At 73.8% G+C, this 13218-nt stretch carries 11 protein-coding genes; 6 read left to right on the top strand and 5 right to left on the bottom strand.

Features of this window, described 5'->3' with window-relative positions:
• Positions 1 to 260 precede the first annotated feature (260 nt).
• On the bottom strand, positions 261 to 701 hold the full coding sequence (locus AB0K51_RS14855) for a nuclear transport factor 2 family protein (RefSeq protein ID WP_363454396.1): 441 nt from the start codon (positions 699 to 701) through the stop codon (positions 261 to 263).
• 126 nt (positions 702 to 827) lie between these two features.
• On the opposite strand from AB0K51_RS14855, the gene AB0K51_RS14850 reads away from it, so the two are divergent.
• On the top strand, positions 828 to 1400 hold the full coding sequence (locus AB0K51_RS14850) for a helix-turn-helix domain-containing protein (protein WP_363454394.1): 573 nt from the start codon (positions 828 to 830) through the stop codon (positions 1398 to 1400).
• 66 nt (positions 1401 to 1466) lie between these two features.
• Here the strand turns inward: AB0K51_RS14850 and AB0K51_RS14845 are convergent, their stop codons facing one another.
• From AB0K51_RS14845 to AB0K51_RS14835, 3 genes are all read right to left on the bottom strand, one after another.
• Entirely contained in the window at positions 1467 to 2381 is a 915-nt protein-coding gene (locus AB0K51_RS14845) for a hypothetical protein (protein ID WP_363454392.1), read from the bottom strand.
• A 320-nt stretch (positions 2382 to 2701) separates the two neighbouring features.
• On the bottom strand, positions 2702 to 3727 hold the full coding sequence (locus tag AB0K51_RS14840; protein ID WP_363454390.1) for an SGNH/GDSL hydrolase family protein: 1026 nt from the start codon (positions 3725 to 3727) through the stop codon (positions 2702 to 2704).
• A gap of 556 nt (positions 3728 to 4283) precedes the next feature.
• Positions 4284 to 5426 (bottom strand): NAD(P)/FAD-dependent oxidoreductase, encoded by a 1143-nt coding sequence (locus AB0K51_RS14835; RefSeq protein ID WP_363454388.1) that lies wholly within the window; start codon positions 5424 to 5426, stop codon positions 4284 to 4286.
• Positions 5427 to 5588: 162 nt separating this feature from the next.
• Between AB0K51_RS14835 and AB0K51_RS14830 the strand changes: the two genes are divergently transcribed.
• A complete protein-coding gene (locus AB0K51_RS14830) occupies positions 5589 to 6176 on the top strand; it encodes a TetR family transcriptional regulator (protein ID WP_363454386.1) in 588 nt (195 codons plus the stop codon).
• A gap of 235 nt (positions 6177 to 6411) precedes the next feature.
• Here AB0K51_RS14830 and AB0K51_RS14825 read toward each other — a convergent pair whose 3' ends face one another.
• Positions 6412 to 7143 (bottom strand): SDR family oxidoreductase, encoded by a 732-nt coding sequence (locus AB0K51_RS14825; protein WP_363454384.1) that lies wholly within the window; start codon positions 7141 to 7143, stop codon positions 6412 to 6414.
• Positions 7144 to 7238: 95 nt separating this feature from the next.
• Between AB0K51_RS14825 and AB0K51_RS14820 the strand changes: the two genes are divergently transcribed.
• The 4 genes from AB0K51_RS14820 to AB0K51_RS14805 all read left to right on the top strand — a co-directional run bounded on the left by AB0K51_RS14820 (position 7239) and on the right by AB0K51_RS14805 (position 13198).
• A complete protein-coding gene (locus tag AB0K51_RS14820) occupies positions 7239 to 8090 on the top strand; it encodes a LysR family transcriptional regulator (protein ID WP_363454382.1) in 852 nt (283 codons plus the stop codon).
• 147 nt (positions 8091 to 8237) lie between these two features.
• A complete protein-coding gene (locus tag AB0K51_RS14815) occupies positions 8238 to 11021 on the top strand; it encodes a BREX system ATP-binding domain-containing protein (protein ID WP_363454380.1) in 2784 nt (927 codons plus the stop codon).
• A gap of 139 nt (positions 11022 to 11160) precedes the next feature.
• Positions 11161 to 12120, top strand: coding sequence for a helix-turn-helix domain-containing protein (locus tag AB0K51_RS14810; protein WP_363454378.1), 960 nt, complete (start codon positions 11161 to 11163; stop codon positions 12118 to 12120).
• A gap of 112 nt (positions 12121 to 12232) precedes the next feature.
• On the top strand, positions 12233 to 13198 hold the full coding sequence (locus tag AB0K51_RS14805) for a helix-turn-helix domain-containing protein (protein WP_363454376.1): 966 nt from the start codon (positions 12233 to 12235) through the stop codon (positions 13196 to 13198).
• Positions 13199 to 13218: the final 20 nt, after the last annotated feature.

Genomic DNA, 13218 nt, shown 5'->3' with positions numbered 1-13218 from the left:
CCGCCCGCCCGCCCGCGGTAGCTGAGCCGAGGAGCAGCAGGAACTGCTGGTGGCGCTCGGCATCACCGAGGACAGAGCCTCGCCGAAGCGAACGCCGCCCGGGAGGCCGCAGTCCCCACCACGGATGGTCCAACGAGCCGAACGTCCGCAGGCCACGGCTAACCATGCTGCACCCGGCTCGCAAGGGCAGGGCCGAGCGGGCCGGGTCACAGCAGCCAGTCAGGGAGTTGCGCCAGGCCATCGAGTCGAGCAACGAGACCTCACTCGCCCTCCAGTGCCGCCACCAGCTGCGGCAAGGCACCGCCCGCCACGATGAAGGCCAGGTGGTCGTGGAAGTCACGGCTGTGGACGATCACGCCGTCGCGGACCCGCAGCACTTGGATGTTGGCGGACTCGAAGGTCCGCCCGGTCACCCGGTGGTGCACCTGGTAGTCCCACTCGGCGACGATCACCTCGGGGTCGTCGGTCTCCCGGATCACCACGTTCTTCGGGGTCAGCGCGAGGGGACTGTGCGCGGCGACTTCCGCGAACCGTTCCTCGAGCACGGACCGCCCCTCGAACCGGCGCGGTCCGATCGGCTGGAAGACGGTCTCCACCACGGCGTCCTCGGCGTAGAGCCCGGCCAGCTCCGAGAACCGCCCTCCGCCGATGCCGTCGAGCAGCTTCTGGAAGACCTCGCGCGGTGACAGCGTTTCGGACATGATCAACCCCCAGCGGATCCGCCACTAGAATAGGACTAGCTAGTCCGCTTTCAACGATACGGACTGGCCACTCCGGTTGTCCAGCTACCGCTCTGCGGTCGATGTCGATGGGAAAGGGCAGGAGCGATGAGCGGCACCAACGAGCGCCCGCTGCGGGCGGACGCGGCCCGCAACCGGGCCAAGCTGCTGGACGTCGCCACGGAGGTGTTCACCACCCGTGGCGTCGGCGTGCCGACCGAAGAGATCGCCCGCGCCGCCGGCGTCGGCGTCGGCACCCTCTTCCGGCACTTCCCCACCAAGGAAGCGCTGTTGGAGGCCGTCATGGTGCGCAGGCTGGAGGCGATCGCCACCCGGGCCGCGCAGCTGGCCGCCGACTCCGAGCCCGCCGACGCCTTCTTCGCCTGCTTCCGCCTGGTGATCGAGCAGTCCGCGGGCAAGAACGAGTTCACCCAAGCGCTAGCGGCAGCGGGCGTGGACGCGCACGCGCCGCTGCGGGAGTCCAGCGACCAGATCCGGGCGCAGCTGGCCGGGCTACTGGACAGGGCGCAGCAGGCCGGCGCGGTCCGCCCAGATTTCGAACTACCGGAACTCATCGCCCTGCTGGCCGGCACCAGTACGACGATGGAGCACCTCGGAGCCGACCCCGCGGCCCAGCAGCGGATCTTCGACGTCGTCTTCGCCGGGCTGCGGCCTCGCTGACCGACGTGGTCAGCCGCGGCGGGGCCCGCCGCGCAAAGGCGTGGACGGGCCGCCGGGTTCGCGGGGTCAGCTGCCGGCCATCGAGCTCTGCAGGAGCTGGGCGAAGTCCATCGTGTCACTCGCGCTCGGAGGGGTGGTCGCGACCGGGGTCCCGTAGTCGGAGTAGGACGCCGTCGCGGTGCACTGGCCGGCCTTGGTCGCGAACTGCTGGACCTGCTTGACCAGCAGCAGGTCGGCGGTGACCCAGATCTCGATGTGCTCGGTGGTGATGCCGGCGGTCGTGAACTGCCGCTGGAGGCCGTCGACCTGCTCCTTGGTCAGCCCCTGGGCGGCAGCCTGGGTGAGGTCGGCCGCCGCGAGGTCGCCGGCGTACTTGGTGGTCTGGACGCCGTTCACGCGCTCGGTCCCGGCCTTGCTGACCTTGCCGGAGGCGATCAGCGCCTGCATCGAGGCGACCGGGTCGGCGTTCTGCAGCTGGTTCTTGAGGCCTTCGCCCGCGGCGCCCATGGTCTTGGCGAGGTTCGCGTAGTCGTACTTGATCCAGTGTGCGCCGCCGAGCTGATTGGCGAACCCGTCGCCCATGTTGATGTACATCGCGTCGCTGAGGTAGCGGGCGGTGAAGGTGCCGTCCCCGCCGAACTTGGCGGCGGCCTTGGCCATCGCGTCGGCGGTCCCGGTCAACTCGCCTTGCAAGCCGTGGTCCCAGGAGATGGCGCCCTTCATGCTGGTCTTCGCGGCACCGACCTCGGTGACCGCGTCGACCTTGGCGGACTTGGCCGCGCTGGTCTTCTCCCCCGCCAGCTTGAGCAGAGCGGCGGGCGTCAGCTCGGCAGCCTGCCCGGTGGCCGCCGAGCCGCTGCCCGCGGCGCTCGGGGCCGCCCCGTTGTCGCCGGTGACCTTGGTGCCGCAGCCGGTGGCGGTGGCGGTCAGTGCGACCACGGCAGCCGTGGCAGCGAGGAACGTACGTCCGGTCCTGATCATCTGGTCTCTCCCCCTGGATACGACCCGGGTGCGGCTTCTCCCCGCCCGGTGGTGCCGGGTCCAACTCCGTGCGGACTCTAACCGATCACTGCGCCGGCCCGGCACCGAGTTTGCGCGCACCTGCGGAGGAGGCGTTCAGCGGTGGGCAAGACAGCCCGGTGCCGAACGGACACCGAGCTGGCAGAGATCGAGACGTCCCCCAACGCCCCGCCCCGGCTGTGTGCGTCCAGGCCGTACATCCACCCAGCCGAGGTGACGAGGCGGGTCGCCCGGTTCCGGGGAGCGCACAGGCCGGACACTCCCCGGAACCGGGCGGGTGTTCAGCGGCCCTGGCCCGAGAGGGCGGCGGCGACCTGGCGGGCCTGGTTGTCCGCGCCCAGGGCGTTGGGGTGGACGAAGGTGCACGTCTCGCCGTTGCCTGGGATGTCGCGGCAGAAGCCGGCCGGCGGATCGGTCTGGTCACCGTCGCCGGTGAGGTCGTCCTTCACGCCGTACATCCACTTCTGCTCGCCCGCGCAGACCCCGTGGTCGACGCTGGAGGAGTAGGTGTCGACGTACGTCGCGCCGGCGTCGGCGGCGTGGTCGGCGATCAGCTGGTTGAGTCGCCGCTCCAGGCCGTCGAGCCAGGGCATGTCGCCCTTGGCGACGGTGCCCAGCTGCCGCCACACGCCCCACGTGCAGCCGGAGCTGGTGGGGACGATCGCCGGGTAGCCGACGGCGAGGACCCGCGCGTTGGGTGCCCGGTCGTGGATCGCGTTCATCATCTCGCCGTACTCGTGGTCGAGTTGGGCGAACTTGGCGTCCAGCCAGGCCTTGCCCTCGCCCTGGGTGTAGTGCTTCGTGCACGGGGTGCCGAAGCCCAGCGTGGTCAGTCCGCGCTCCAGGCACTGGGTCACGATCTCGCCGAAGCCGAGGGTGTTCCCGCCGATGCCGACGCTCACGACGTCCGTGGTCGGGCTGAGCGCGTCGAGTTGCGCGGGCTTGGCCGGCCAGCCGCCGGGCGGCGGGGTGGTCGGCGGGCCGAGCAGCTTGTGGGAGGGCTGCGGGGCCAGGATCCCGTCGTGCACCTCGGCCGCGCCGCACGTCACGTCCGTGAGGTCCAGCCCCAACTCGGCGGCGACCTGGTGCGGGTAGTTCCGGTAGGAGCGGCCGCAGCCGTCGCTCGCGTCCCAGGGGCGGACGAACACGTTGGCGCTGTACGAGTCACCGAGCGCGACATAGCTCGGCACGGCGCGGACGCCCGGCCGCGCCGCGGCGCTCGGGACGAACACCGACAGGGTGGCAGTGAGGGCGGTCGCGGCGGCCACGGCCGTACGGACGGTGGCGGGCAGACGGGTGCGGAACACGCTGAGGATCCCTTCACGCAGGCACACCGGGTACCACGAGCGGCCCCGGCGTCGTTGCGCAGCGTATTCAGATCCATGCTGTCTGTATACGATCCCTGCGACTGTTCACCCGACCGAGTGGAATCCCGGGACCCAGCCGAGCCCCCGTCGACGACAGCACCGCCCCAGCTCACGATGCGCCAGGACCACCCCGCAGGGTGCTCTGACAGGTATTCAGGGGAAAGCACCGGTCGGACGGTCCCGGCGCGGGCCTGCGGGCGGACGCGTCACGCAGCGCGCTTCGGCACAGTCGGCCGCCGCGCGCAGCCGCAGGCCGACCGGCTCACCCAAAGCATCGCCGCACGCTCCCCCAGTGCGCCGACCGGTAGGCAACGCAAGGCTCAAGTGAGGCCCCACCGCGAGCAGTTGGAGCCGGTCACCACCGGCCCGGCGGCGAGAACCTCGTCGGCGTCGGACTCGGCTCACGGCTCGCCAGCACCAAGAGCCGGCGCGCGACGCTGACCCCGGGTCCGTGGCGTGCTCCGGGCGGCGACCGGCCGTAGCAGGGTCCGGGGTGTCAGTGGTGGGCGGTCATGTGGGCGAGGGTCTGTTCGGCGCTGTCGGGGGCGAAGGCTCCGTCGATGCCTTCGGCGGCGCCCTCGGCGGCTGCGACGGAGCGTGGCAGGAGGATGTTCTCGTAGGCGGTGACGGCGGCGTCGAGGTCGTCGTGGTCGATCAGGGCCCGGGCGAGGTCGGCGCCGTCGCGCATGGCGAGGTTGGCGCCCATGCCGGAGAACGGCGACATCAGGTGGGCGGCGTCGCCGAGGAGGGTGACGCCTCGGGTGTGGGTCCAGGCGTGGGGAACGGGCAACGCGTACAGGGGGCGGTTGACGTACCCGGTGTCGGTGTCGGTGATGTAGCCGAGCAGCGACGGCGCCCATCCTGCGAAGCGGTGGAGGAGTGCGGCCCGGACGGCGGCGGGGTCGGCGAGGTCGATGCCGGCCCGGCGGTGCCAGTCCTCGGGGGTGCGCATGCCGACGTAGGTGCGGATGTGGCCGCCGCTGTTGCGCTGGGCGACGAAGCCGAGGTTGTCGTCGAGGGCCATCATGGTGCCGTCGCCGGTCAGGGCGGCCAGGTCGGGGTGGCGGGTGTCGGCGTCGTTGAGGCCGGTCTCGACGAAGGTGACCCCGGTGTAGACGGGTTCGGCGTCGCTGAGCAGGCGCCGCACCCGAGACCAGGCGCCGTCGCCGCCCACCAGCAGGTCGGACTCGACGGTGTCGCCGCCCGCGAAGTGGAGGCGGTGGCGACCCTCGCCGAGGGGCTCGGCGCGCTCCAGCTTGCGGCCCCACTGCACCGTGCCCGGGGCGAGGGAGTCGAGCAGGAGGTCGCGGAGCTGGCCGCGGTCGATCTCGGGGTTCCCGGGTCCGCCGCCGGGCGGTGCGGTGTCCAGGACGACGGCGCCGTCCCGGTTCACCAGGCGCATCTGCTCGCCTTCGGGGCGGGCGAGGGCGGTGAAGGCGTCCCACAGGCCGGCGGCGCGCAGGGCGTGCTGGCCGCTGTCGGGGTGCATGTCGAGGGTGCCGCCCTGGCTGCGGGCCGTGGGCGAGGCGTCGAGGTCGTAGACGGTGACGCCGATGCCGTGCCGCTGCAGGATCCGGGCCGTCGCCAGGCCGGCCGGTCCGGCGCCGATGACCGCGATACGGGCGGTGGCGGGGTTCATGGTGAGGCTCCTCGGTTCGCGATGCTTCGGGCCCGCGCCGCGGGCGGCAGCGAAGGGCGGCCGGGACGACCCGGCGTCCCTCCGCTGCCACGAAAGCACACCCATCAAGAAAGTGCAACGATGCAACTTTTTGAGTGGAACAGCTTTCTGTATGATGGCGGCATGACGACTCCCCCGGGCCGCCGCGAGCGGAAGAAGGCCGCCACCCGGCAGGCACTCGCCGACGCCGCCCTCGACCTCTTCCTCGCGCACGGCTACGACGCGGTGACCCTCCACGCCGTCGCCGAGGCCGCCGACGTGTCCACCACCACGCTCCTCAAGCACTTCCCGAGCAAGGAGGCCCTGGTCTTCGACGAGGAGGCCGACCAGGAGGCCGCGCTCATCGCCGCCGTCCGGGACCGCGCGCCCGGCACCACCATCCCCCAGGCCCTGCGCGAACACGTCAAACGCGTCCGCATCCACGCCGCGGGCTCCGACGCCCGGTTCACCCGGTTCCTCGACCTGGTCCGCGAGACCCCCGCGCTCAGCGCCTACGCCCACCGCATGTGGATGCGCCACGAGGACGCCCTCGCCCACGCGATCGCCACCGACACCGGCGCCCCGCCCGGCGACCCGCGCAGCGCCGCCCTCGCCCACTTCGCGCTGGAGACCTCCGCCCTCGCCCAGCGCGCCGCCGATCCCGACCAGGCCGTGGACACCGCCTTCGACCTCCTCGAAAACGGCTGGCACCACCCCACCACCCGCCCCTGACCCAGCAGCGAAACGGCACCCCCGACCGGCAAGCCAACCAGCCGCAGGCCGGAACGGTCCTCCGGCACCTGTTCCCTCTCGACAGCCCCGGTCCCAGCAGGTCGATCGCTCCGCGGGTGACGGACGGCGAGGCGGGGCCCGGTCCGGCGGTAGGCCGCTCACGGGATGGCAAAGGCCCGTCATCCTGCCAGCCGTAGCCCACCGGGCCCCCGTGGGCGATCGCCCGCCGTGGGCGTCACCAGGGCACGGGGCCTGCGTCCTCGAAGAACTGGCCGGTCGGGCCGTCGTCGGGCAGGGTCGCGAGGGTGATGGCGATGGCGGCGCCCTGTTCGGGGGTGCGGATGCCGCGGAAGCCGTTGAGGTCGGTCGCGACGTAGCCGGGGCAGGCGGCGTTGATCAGGATGTTCGTGCCGCTCAACTCCCGGACGTACTGGAGGGTGACGGCGTTCAGGAACGTCTTGGACGGCGAGTACGCCGCGGCGACCGGACCGACCGTCTGCTCACCGGCGCCCGCTGCCTGCCGGGTGAGGGAGCCGACGCTGCTGGACATGTTCACGATCCGCGGGGAGGCGGAGCGTCGCAGCAACGGCAGCATCGCGTTGGTGACGCGGATGACGCCGATCACGTTGGTCTCGACGACCGTCCGGATGGTGGCGGCATCGACCCGGGTGGGTTCCTGGGGCATGCCGCCGGTGATGGCGGCGTTGTTGACGAGGACGTCGAGGCGCCCGGCCTGTTCCTCGATCAGTCGGGCGGCGGCGGTCACGCTGGCGTCGTCGGTGACGTCCAGGGGTACGCCGAACGCGTCGATGCCGGCCGCGCGGAGCTTCTCCACCGCGGTCTTGCGGCGCAGGTCGTCGCGGGCGCCGACGCCGACGCTCCAGCCGAGGGCACCGAGGCCCGCGGCGATCTCGTAGCCGATGCCCTTGTTCGCGCCGGTGACCAGCGCAATCGTTCGTTCGCTCATGGGGACCATGCTGCCCTCGCGGCCCGGCGGGGGTCCAAGACCGATCGGGTGGGCTGAGATACCGTCAGGGTATTGATCGGGGGTAGCGTGGCCGGATGGAGACCCGGGAACTGCGCTACTTCGTCGCTGTCGCTGAGGAGTTGCACTTCGGACGGGCCGCGCAGCGGCTCGGGATCGCGCAGCCGCCGCTGTCGCGGGCCATCCAGCAGCTCGAACGTCGGCTCGGGGCCGTCCTGTTGGACCGCAGCAGGCGCAGTGTCGCGTTGACCGAGGCGGGCTCGGTGCTGCTGGCCGAGGGCCGGGCGGCCCTCGACGCGGTCGATGCGGCCGAGCGCCGTACCCGCCGTGCCGCCCTCTCGGCGACCGGCCGGCCCGGCCTGGTCCTGGTCACGAAGGCCAGCGCGTCCAGCGAGCTGCTGGCGAGACTGCTGGCCGCGTACGCCGCCGAACCCGGCGCGGTCCCCGTCGACGTCATCCTGTGCGGCCCGGCCGAGCAGGGACGGCTCCTGCGCGAGGGCCGCGCCGACGTGGCGCTGCTGCACCGTCCGTTCGACTCGACGGCCGGGCTGCACACCGAGGAACTCAGCACCGAGGGCCAGGTCGTGGTCCTGCCGGCCGGGCATCCGCTCACCGCCCGGGCTCACGTGCACCTGGCCGACATCACCGACCTGCCGGGCCTGCCCCTGCCGCGCTGGCCCGACCCCGACGGCAGCTACCCGCCCGGCCCCGGCCCCCAGGTCCGCGACCACGCCCAGCTGTTGCAACTCGTCGCACTCGGCCGGGCCTGCGCGGTCTCACCGGAGTCCTGCCGGACCCAACTCCACGCCGACCTCGCCGCCGTCCCCGTCCTGGACGCCCCGTCGGTCACCACCGTGATCGCCTGGCCACCGCACAGCCGCTCCCGAGCCGTCGCCGGACTCGTCCGCACCGCGACGCAACTCCGGTAGCCCCGAACGGCGTTCGCCCACACCTGTTCCAGCGGTGGACGGATCGGGCGATACCGGTACCCATCGGTCTCCCGGGAGGCACGGACGGACGATAGCCTTGGTCGGCCGGGGAAGTGAGCAAGCCGGCCTACCCCGGGGAGAACGAGAGTGGCGGAGGACGGGCAGGGTCAGGACCTGGTCGGGCGGTTGCGCGAGACGGAGCTGCTGACCGCGGCGCTGGCCCGGGCCGAGGGTGCCGGGGGTGGCTCCGCGGTGCTGTTGCGGGGTGACGCCGGCGTCGGCAAGAGCACGCTGCTGGCCTGGGTGGAGCGCGCGGCCCGCGAGCGGGGATTCACCGTGCTGCGGGCGGTCGGCAACGACGCGGAGACCGACTTCGCGTTCGGGGCGCTGCACCAAGCGCTCTGGTCTCTGCTCCAGCGCTCCGGCACCCCGTCCGACCCCCAGCACGCAGCCCTCGCCCTGTCCGACCCCCAGCGCGCAGCCCTCGCCCTGTCCGACCACCAGCGCGGCGCCCTGGAGAGCGCGCTCGGCGCGCGGGCCGGGACGCCGAGCGGCTTCGCCGTGGGGGCCGCCACGCTGGCGCTGCTGGACGGGGCGGCGCAGGCCGCCCCGGTGTTGCTGGCCCTCGACGACCTGCACTGGGTCGACTCGTCGAGCGCAGCGGTCTTCGCCTTCCTGGGTCGGCGCTGCGCCGAGCTGCCCCTGGTGATCGTCGGGGCCAGCCGCCCCGGCGGCCCGGCGGCGCAGACGTGGTCGGCCGAACCGGTCGAGGTGGCGGCCCTGTCCCCGGCGGATGCGACCCTGCTGCTGAGGGTCTGTTACCCCGAGCTGGCGGCGGCGACCACGGACCGGGTCCTGGCAGAGGCGGCCGGGAACCCGCTGGCGCTGGTGGAATTGCCCCGGCAACTGGCCCAGGCCCAGCGGCGGGGTCTCGTCCCGCTGCCGGACCGCCTCCCGCTGGGGCGTGATCTGGAGCGGCTGTTCGCCGAGCGGCTGGGCGCGGCGACGCCGGAAGCCGCGCGGCTCCTGCTGATGGGCGCGCTGGCGACCGGTGCGGACTTCAGCAGCCGGGTGCTGCCGAGGGTGGGTGAGGGCGAGGGTCTTCGGGACGCCCTGGAGCGGATCGAGGCGGATGGCCTGGCCCGGCTCGACGCCGGTGGGCGGCTGGTGTTCCGGCACCCGCTGGTCCGCACCGCCGTGATCGCGGCGGCCTCGGACGCCCAACGGCGGGAGGCCCACCGGGCGCTGGCCGACTCCCTCGCGCCGGAGGACCCCCGGCGGCTGGTCCACGAGGCCTCGGCCGCGCAGGTGCCGGAGGAGGGCCTCGCGCAGCGGCTCCAGGAGGTCGGCCGCGGGCTGGCCCGCCGCGGCGGTGACGCGGAGGGGGCGCTCCTGCTCGAACGCGCCGCCGCGCTCAGCCCCGATCCGGCCGACCGCGCTCGCCGGCTCGCCTGGGCCGCGGTGATGGCGGCCCGGGGCGGTCAGCTGCGGCACAGCGCCGCCCTGGTCGAGGAGTTGAAGGCCGGCCCGGTGCCGGAGGACGTCGCGCCGCTGTTCGCGTACGCGGTGGTCTACGCCGACCAGAGCCACCACATCGACTTCGCGTCGTCCACCGCTCTGCTGCCCGGGGTCCTCGACGCGCTGACGGCGCCCGGCGCCGACACCTTCGGGCTGGTCGAACAGGCCTACTTCAAGCTGCTGCTGGCCGCCACGTACACCGACGACCCCTGGGCGTGGCGGGCGCTGGAGCGGCACCGGGAGAACGTCTCCGAGGCGGGCCGGCTCTGCCTGCGGGCCTGGACCGACCCGGGCCCGGGGGTCTTCGAGGCGCTGCGGGCGGTGACCGTGGGCATGACGCAGGAGCAGGAGGCGGGCGCGGCCTGGCTCCTGCTGTGGACCGCCTCGGCGCTCGACAGCCCGGAGAGCGACCTGTGGCGGCGCTCCACCGGGCTGCACGGCTACGCCACCCAGGGCTCGGTGGCCAAGGCCAGGTGCCACCAGGACTACCTGCTCGGGCGCTGGGACCAGGCCGAGGTGTGCCGCCGCGAGGCCGAGAGCGCGGACGAACTCGGCTACCACTGCAACGCCTTGATGTTCCGTCAGTACTACGCGCACTTCCTGGCCGCGCGGGGCGACGAGGCCGGGCTGCACGAGGTCGAACGGATCATCAGGCCGGCCGCGACCCGCGCCCGGATGCGGTTCGTGCTCGACCGGCTGGCCCACCTACGCGGTCTGGCCGCGCTCGCCCACGGGCGGTACGAGGAGGCGTACGCGCACTTCGGGGAGCTCACCCCGCCCGGCCGTCCGCTGGACGGCCCGCCCTGGCGCCACGCGCTGGTCCTCGACCTGGTGACGGCCGCCGTGTACACGGGACGGCGCGCGGAGGCCCGGGCGCAGGCCGCGGCGGGGCGGGCCGCGGGCTCCGCGGAGATCTCCGGCCGGCACGCCTTCCTGCTGGCGGCCGCCACCGCCCTGGCCGCCGACGACGAGGACGCCGAGGCCGCCTACCGGGCCGCGTACGCCGTGCCGGGCGCGGAGAGTTGGGTCTTCGAGCTGGCCCGGCTGCGGCTCGCCCACGGCTCGTGGCTGCGCCGCCGCAACCGGCCCGGGGCCCGGGAGGCGCTGCGGGCGGCGCGCCACGTGTTCCTCCGGCTGGAGGCCGGTCCCTGGGTGCAGCGGTGCGAGGAGGAGTTGCGGGCCGCCGGCGAGCAACTGGCGCCGTCGCCGGGCGCGGTGGCACCGGAGACGGCGGGGTTGACCGCGCAGGAGCTGCGGATCGCCCGGCTGGCCGCCACCGGCCTGAGCAACAAGGAGATCGGCCTGCTGCTCCGGCTGTCGCCCCGGACGGTCGGCGCGCACCTGTACAAGGTCTTCCCCAAGCTCGGCATCACCTCGCGGGCCGCCCTCGCGCTCGCCCTCGGCGACGACTGACCGTGCTCTCCGTGCACCCGGCCGGTCCCGGGGTGCACCGCGGCAGCCGGGCAGTCAGATGACCTAAGCCGCCCGCCGGCCCCCGGATCAGGCTGGCGTCCTGGGAGTGCAACGGAAGGGCGGCCCGATGGATGTGCAGGTGACGACGGGGTCGGTTCCGGACGCGGAGAAGGCGGAGTTCTGGGGCGGCGCGGTGTCGCGGACGCTGGTGCCGGTGGAGGTCGTCCCGCGCGCCGGGCGGCCGTTCGACGGGCGGCTGACGGCGCACCGGCTCGGGTACGTCCGGATCTCGACGCTGGAGGCGGACTCGGTGCGGGTCTCCCGTACGGCGGCGTTGATCGCCGGTTCCCCGCGGGCCGAGCCGCAGGTGGGGGTCGGGGTCCAGGTCGCGGGCCGGGCCGTGCTGGAGCAGGACGGGCGCCGGGCGGAGGTGCCGGAGGGCGGGCTGGTCCTGTACGACACGGCGCGGCCGTACGCGGTCGACTACCCGGAGCGTTTCCGTACCCACCTGTTCCACCTGCCGCGCCGGCTGCTGGGCGTGCCCGAGCGCGAGCTGCGGCAGGTGGCGGGTACGGCCGTCGGCCCGGCGGAGGGGTGCGGGCCGGTGCTGCTGCCGTTCCTCGGCACCCTCGCCACGTCCGCGCACGCCTACCCGGCCCCGGTCGGTGACCGGCTGGCCGGAAGCGTCGCCGACGTGGTGAGCACGCTCGTGGCCCAACTGGCCGCCGTGCGGGCGGCCGAGCAGCCCGGCGCCCGGAACGGCCACCTGGTCCGCCGGGTGCGGGAGCACATCGACCACCACCTGTGCGACCCGGAGCTGTCGCCCGAGTCGATCGCCCGGGCCCACCACGTCTCCGTGCGGTACCTGCACCGGCTCTTCGAGGACGAAGGGGTGACGGTGAGCCGGCTCGTCCAGCGGCGTCGACTGGACGCCTGCGCCCGGGAGTTGGGACGCCGCAGCCGGACCGCCCCGACCGTGTCGGCGATCGCCCAGCGGTGGGGCTTCGTCAACCCGACCCATTTCAGCCGGGTCTTCCGGGCCGCGTACGGCGTCTCGCCGCGCGAGTGGCGCGAGCTCAGGGCCGCGGAGGCCGGCTGACGGTCCGGGCGCTGCGGCCGGGGCGATTTCCTCCTGCGGTTCTTCCTGGTCCGGGGCGGTGCACGGCGATGGGATGGTCCGGTCCGTCCGAGAACCCGCCCGAGGAGTGCCGATGCCCGTCGTTCTCGACACCGCCCCGGTTCCGACCGCCGAACGAGCCGAGTACTGGCACGAGGCGGTCTCCCACACCTTCATCCCGCTGGACGTGTCGCTGCTGGAGAGCGCGCCCGCCGCCGCGACCATCACCAGCCGGCGCGTGGGCGCCCTGCAGGTCTCCCGGGTGCAGGCCGGTCCGCAGCAGGTGGTGCGCAGCGCCGGCCTGATCGCCGGCGGCGGCGAGGACCACCTCACGCTGGCGCTCCAGCACCGCGGGACCGCCCGGCTCGCGCAGGACGGCCACCAGGTGCTGCTCCGGCCGGGCGGTTTCGCGATCTCCGACGCGGGGCGGCCGTTCACCAAGGAGTTGTCGGAGCCGTTCGACTTCACGGCCTTCCACTGGCCGCGCGCCGCCGTGGGCGTGTCCGACGAGGACCTGCGGGTGCTCACGGCGACGGCCTTCGACACCGGCAGCGGCACCGCGGCGTTGGTGTCCGCCTACCTGCAGAACCTGGCTCGCTCGGCCGACTCGCTCGAACCGGCCGTCGCGGGCCGACTCGCCACCACGGCCCTGGACCTGCTCGCGGTGCTCGCCGACGAGCGCCGCGGCCGGTCGGTGCCGGACGCGCCGGAGGCGGCCGGTGTCGCGCTGGCGCGGGTGAAGGACCACATCCTGCGCCACCTCGGTGACCCCGACCTGTCGCCGGAGCGGATCGCCGCGGCCAACCACCTGTCGGTGCGGTACCTGCACAAGCTCTTCCACTTCGAGAGCCTGACGGTGGCCCGCTGGATCCAGCGGCAGCGGCTGGACATGGCCCGGCGGGACCTGGCCCGCCCGACGGCGGGTCAGCTGACGGTGGCGGCGGTCGCGGGCCGGTGGGGGTTCGTGAGCGCCAGTCACTTCAGCCGGGCCTTCCGGTCCGCCTACGGCGTCTCCCCGAGCGAGTGGCGCGAGGGCGTCAGGTACGGCGTCGCCGCCTGACCGACGGCCTGTCGGATCAC

The sequence above is a fragment of the Kitasatospora sp. NPDC049285 genome, from assembly GCF_040678815.1.
Taxonomy (GTDB): domain Bacteria; phylum Actinomycetota; class Actinomycetes; order Streptomycetales; family Streptomycetaceae; genus Kitasatospora.
Note: the sequence above shows the minus strand (reverse complement) of the source record. Positions and strands in the feature narration are given on the sequence as shown.

What these genes read in the sequence shown, in the direction of transcription:
- AB0K51_RS14825 (WP_363454384.1), bottom strand. Translation starts at nt 7,143, where the DNA reads ATGAGCGAACGAACGATTGCGCTGGTCACCGGCGCGAACAAGGGCATC.
- AB0K51_RS14820 (WP_363454382.1), top strand. Translation starts at nt 7,239, where the DNA reads ATGGAGACCCGGGAACTGCGCTACTTCGTCGCTGTCGCTGAGGAGTTG.
- AB0K51_RS14830 (WP_363454386.1), top strand. Translation starts at nt 5,589, where the DNA reads ATGACGACTCCCCCGGGCCGCCGCGAGCGGAAGAAGGCCGCCACCCGG.
- AB0K51_RS14855 (WP_363454396.1), bottom strand. Translation starts at nt 701, where the DNA reads ATGTCCGAAACGCTGTCACCGCGCGAGGTCTTCCAGAAGCTGCTCGAC.
- AB0K51_RS14835 (WP_363454388.1), bottom strand. Translation starts at nt 5,426, where the DNA reads ATGAACCCCGCCACCGCCCGTATCGCGGTCATCGGCGCCGGACCGGCC.
- AB0K51_RS14850 (WP_363454394.1), top strand. Translation starts at nt 828, where the DNA reads ATGAGCGGCACCAACGAGCGCCCGCTGCGGGCGGACGCGGCCCGCAAC.
- AB0K51_RS14805 (WP_363454376.1), top strand. Translation starts at nt 12,233, where the DNA reads ATGCCCGTCGTTCTCGACACCGCCCCGGTTCCGACCGCCGAACGAGCC.
- AB0K51_RS14845 (WP_363454392.1), bottom strand. Translation starts at nt 2,381, where the DNA reads ATGATCAGGACCGGACGTACGTTCCTCGCTGCCACGGCTGCCGTGGTC.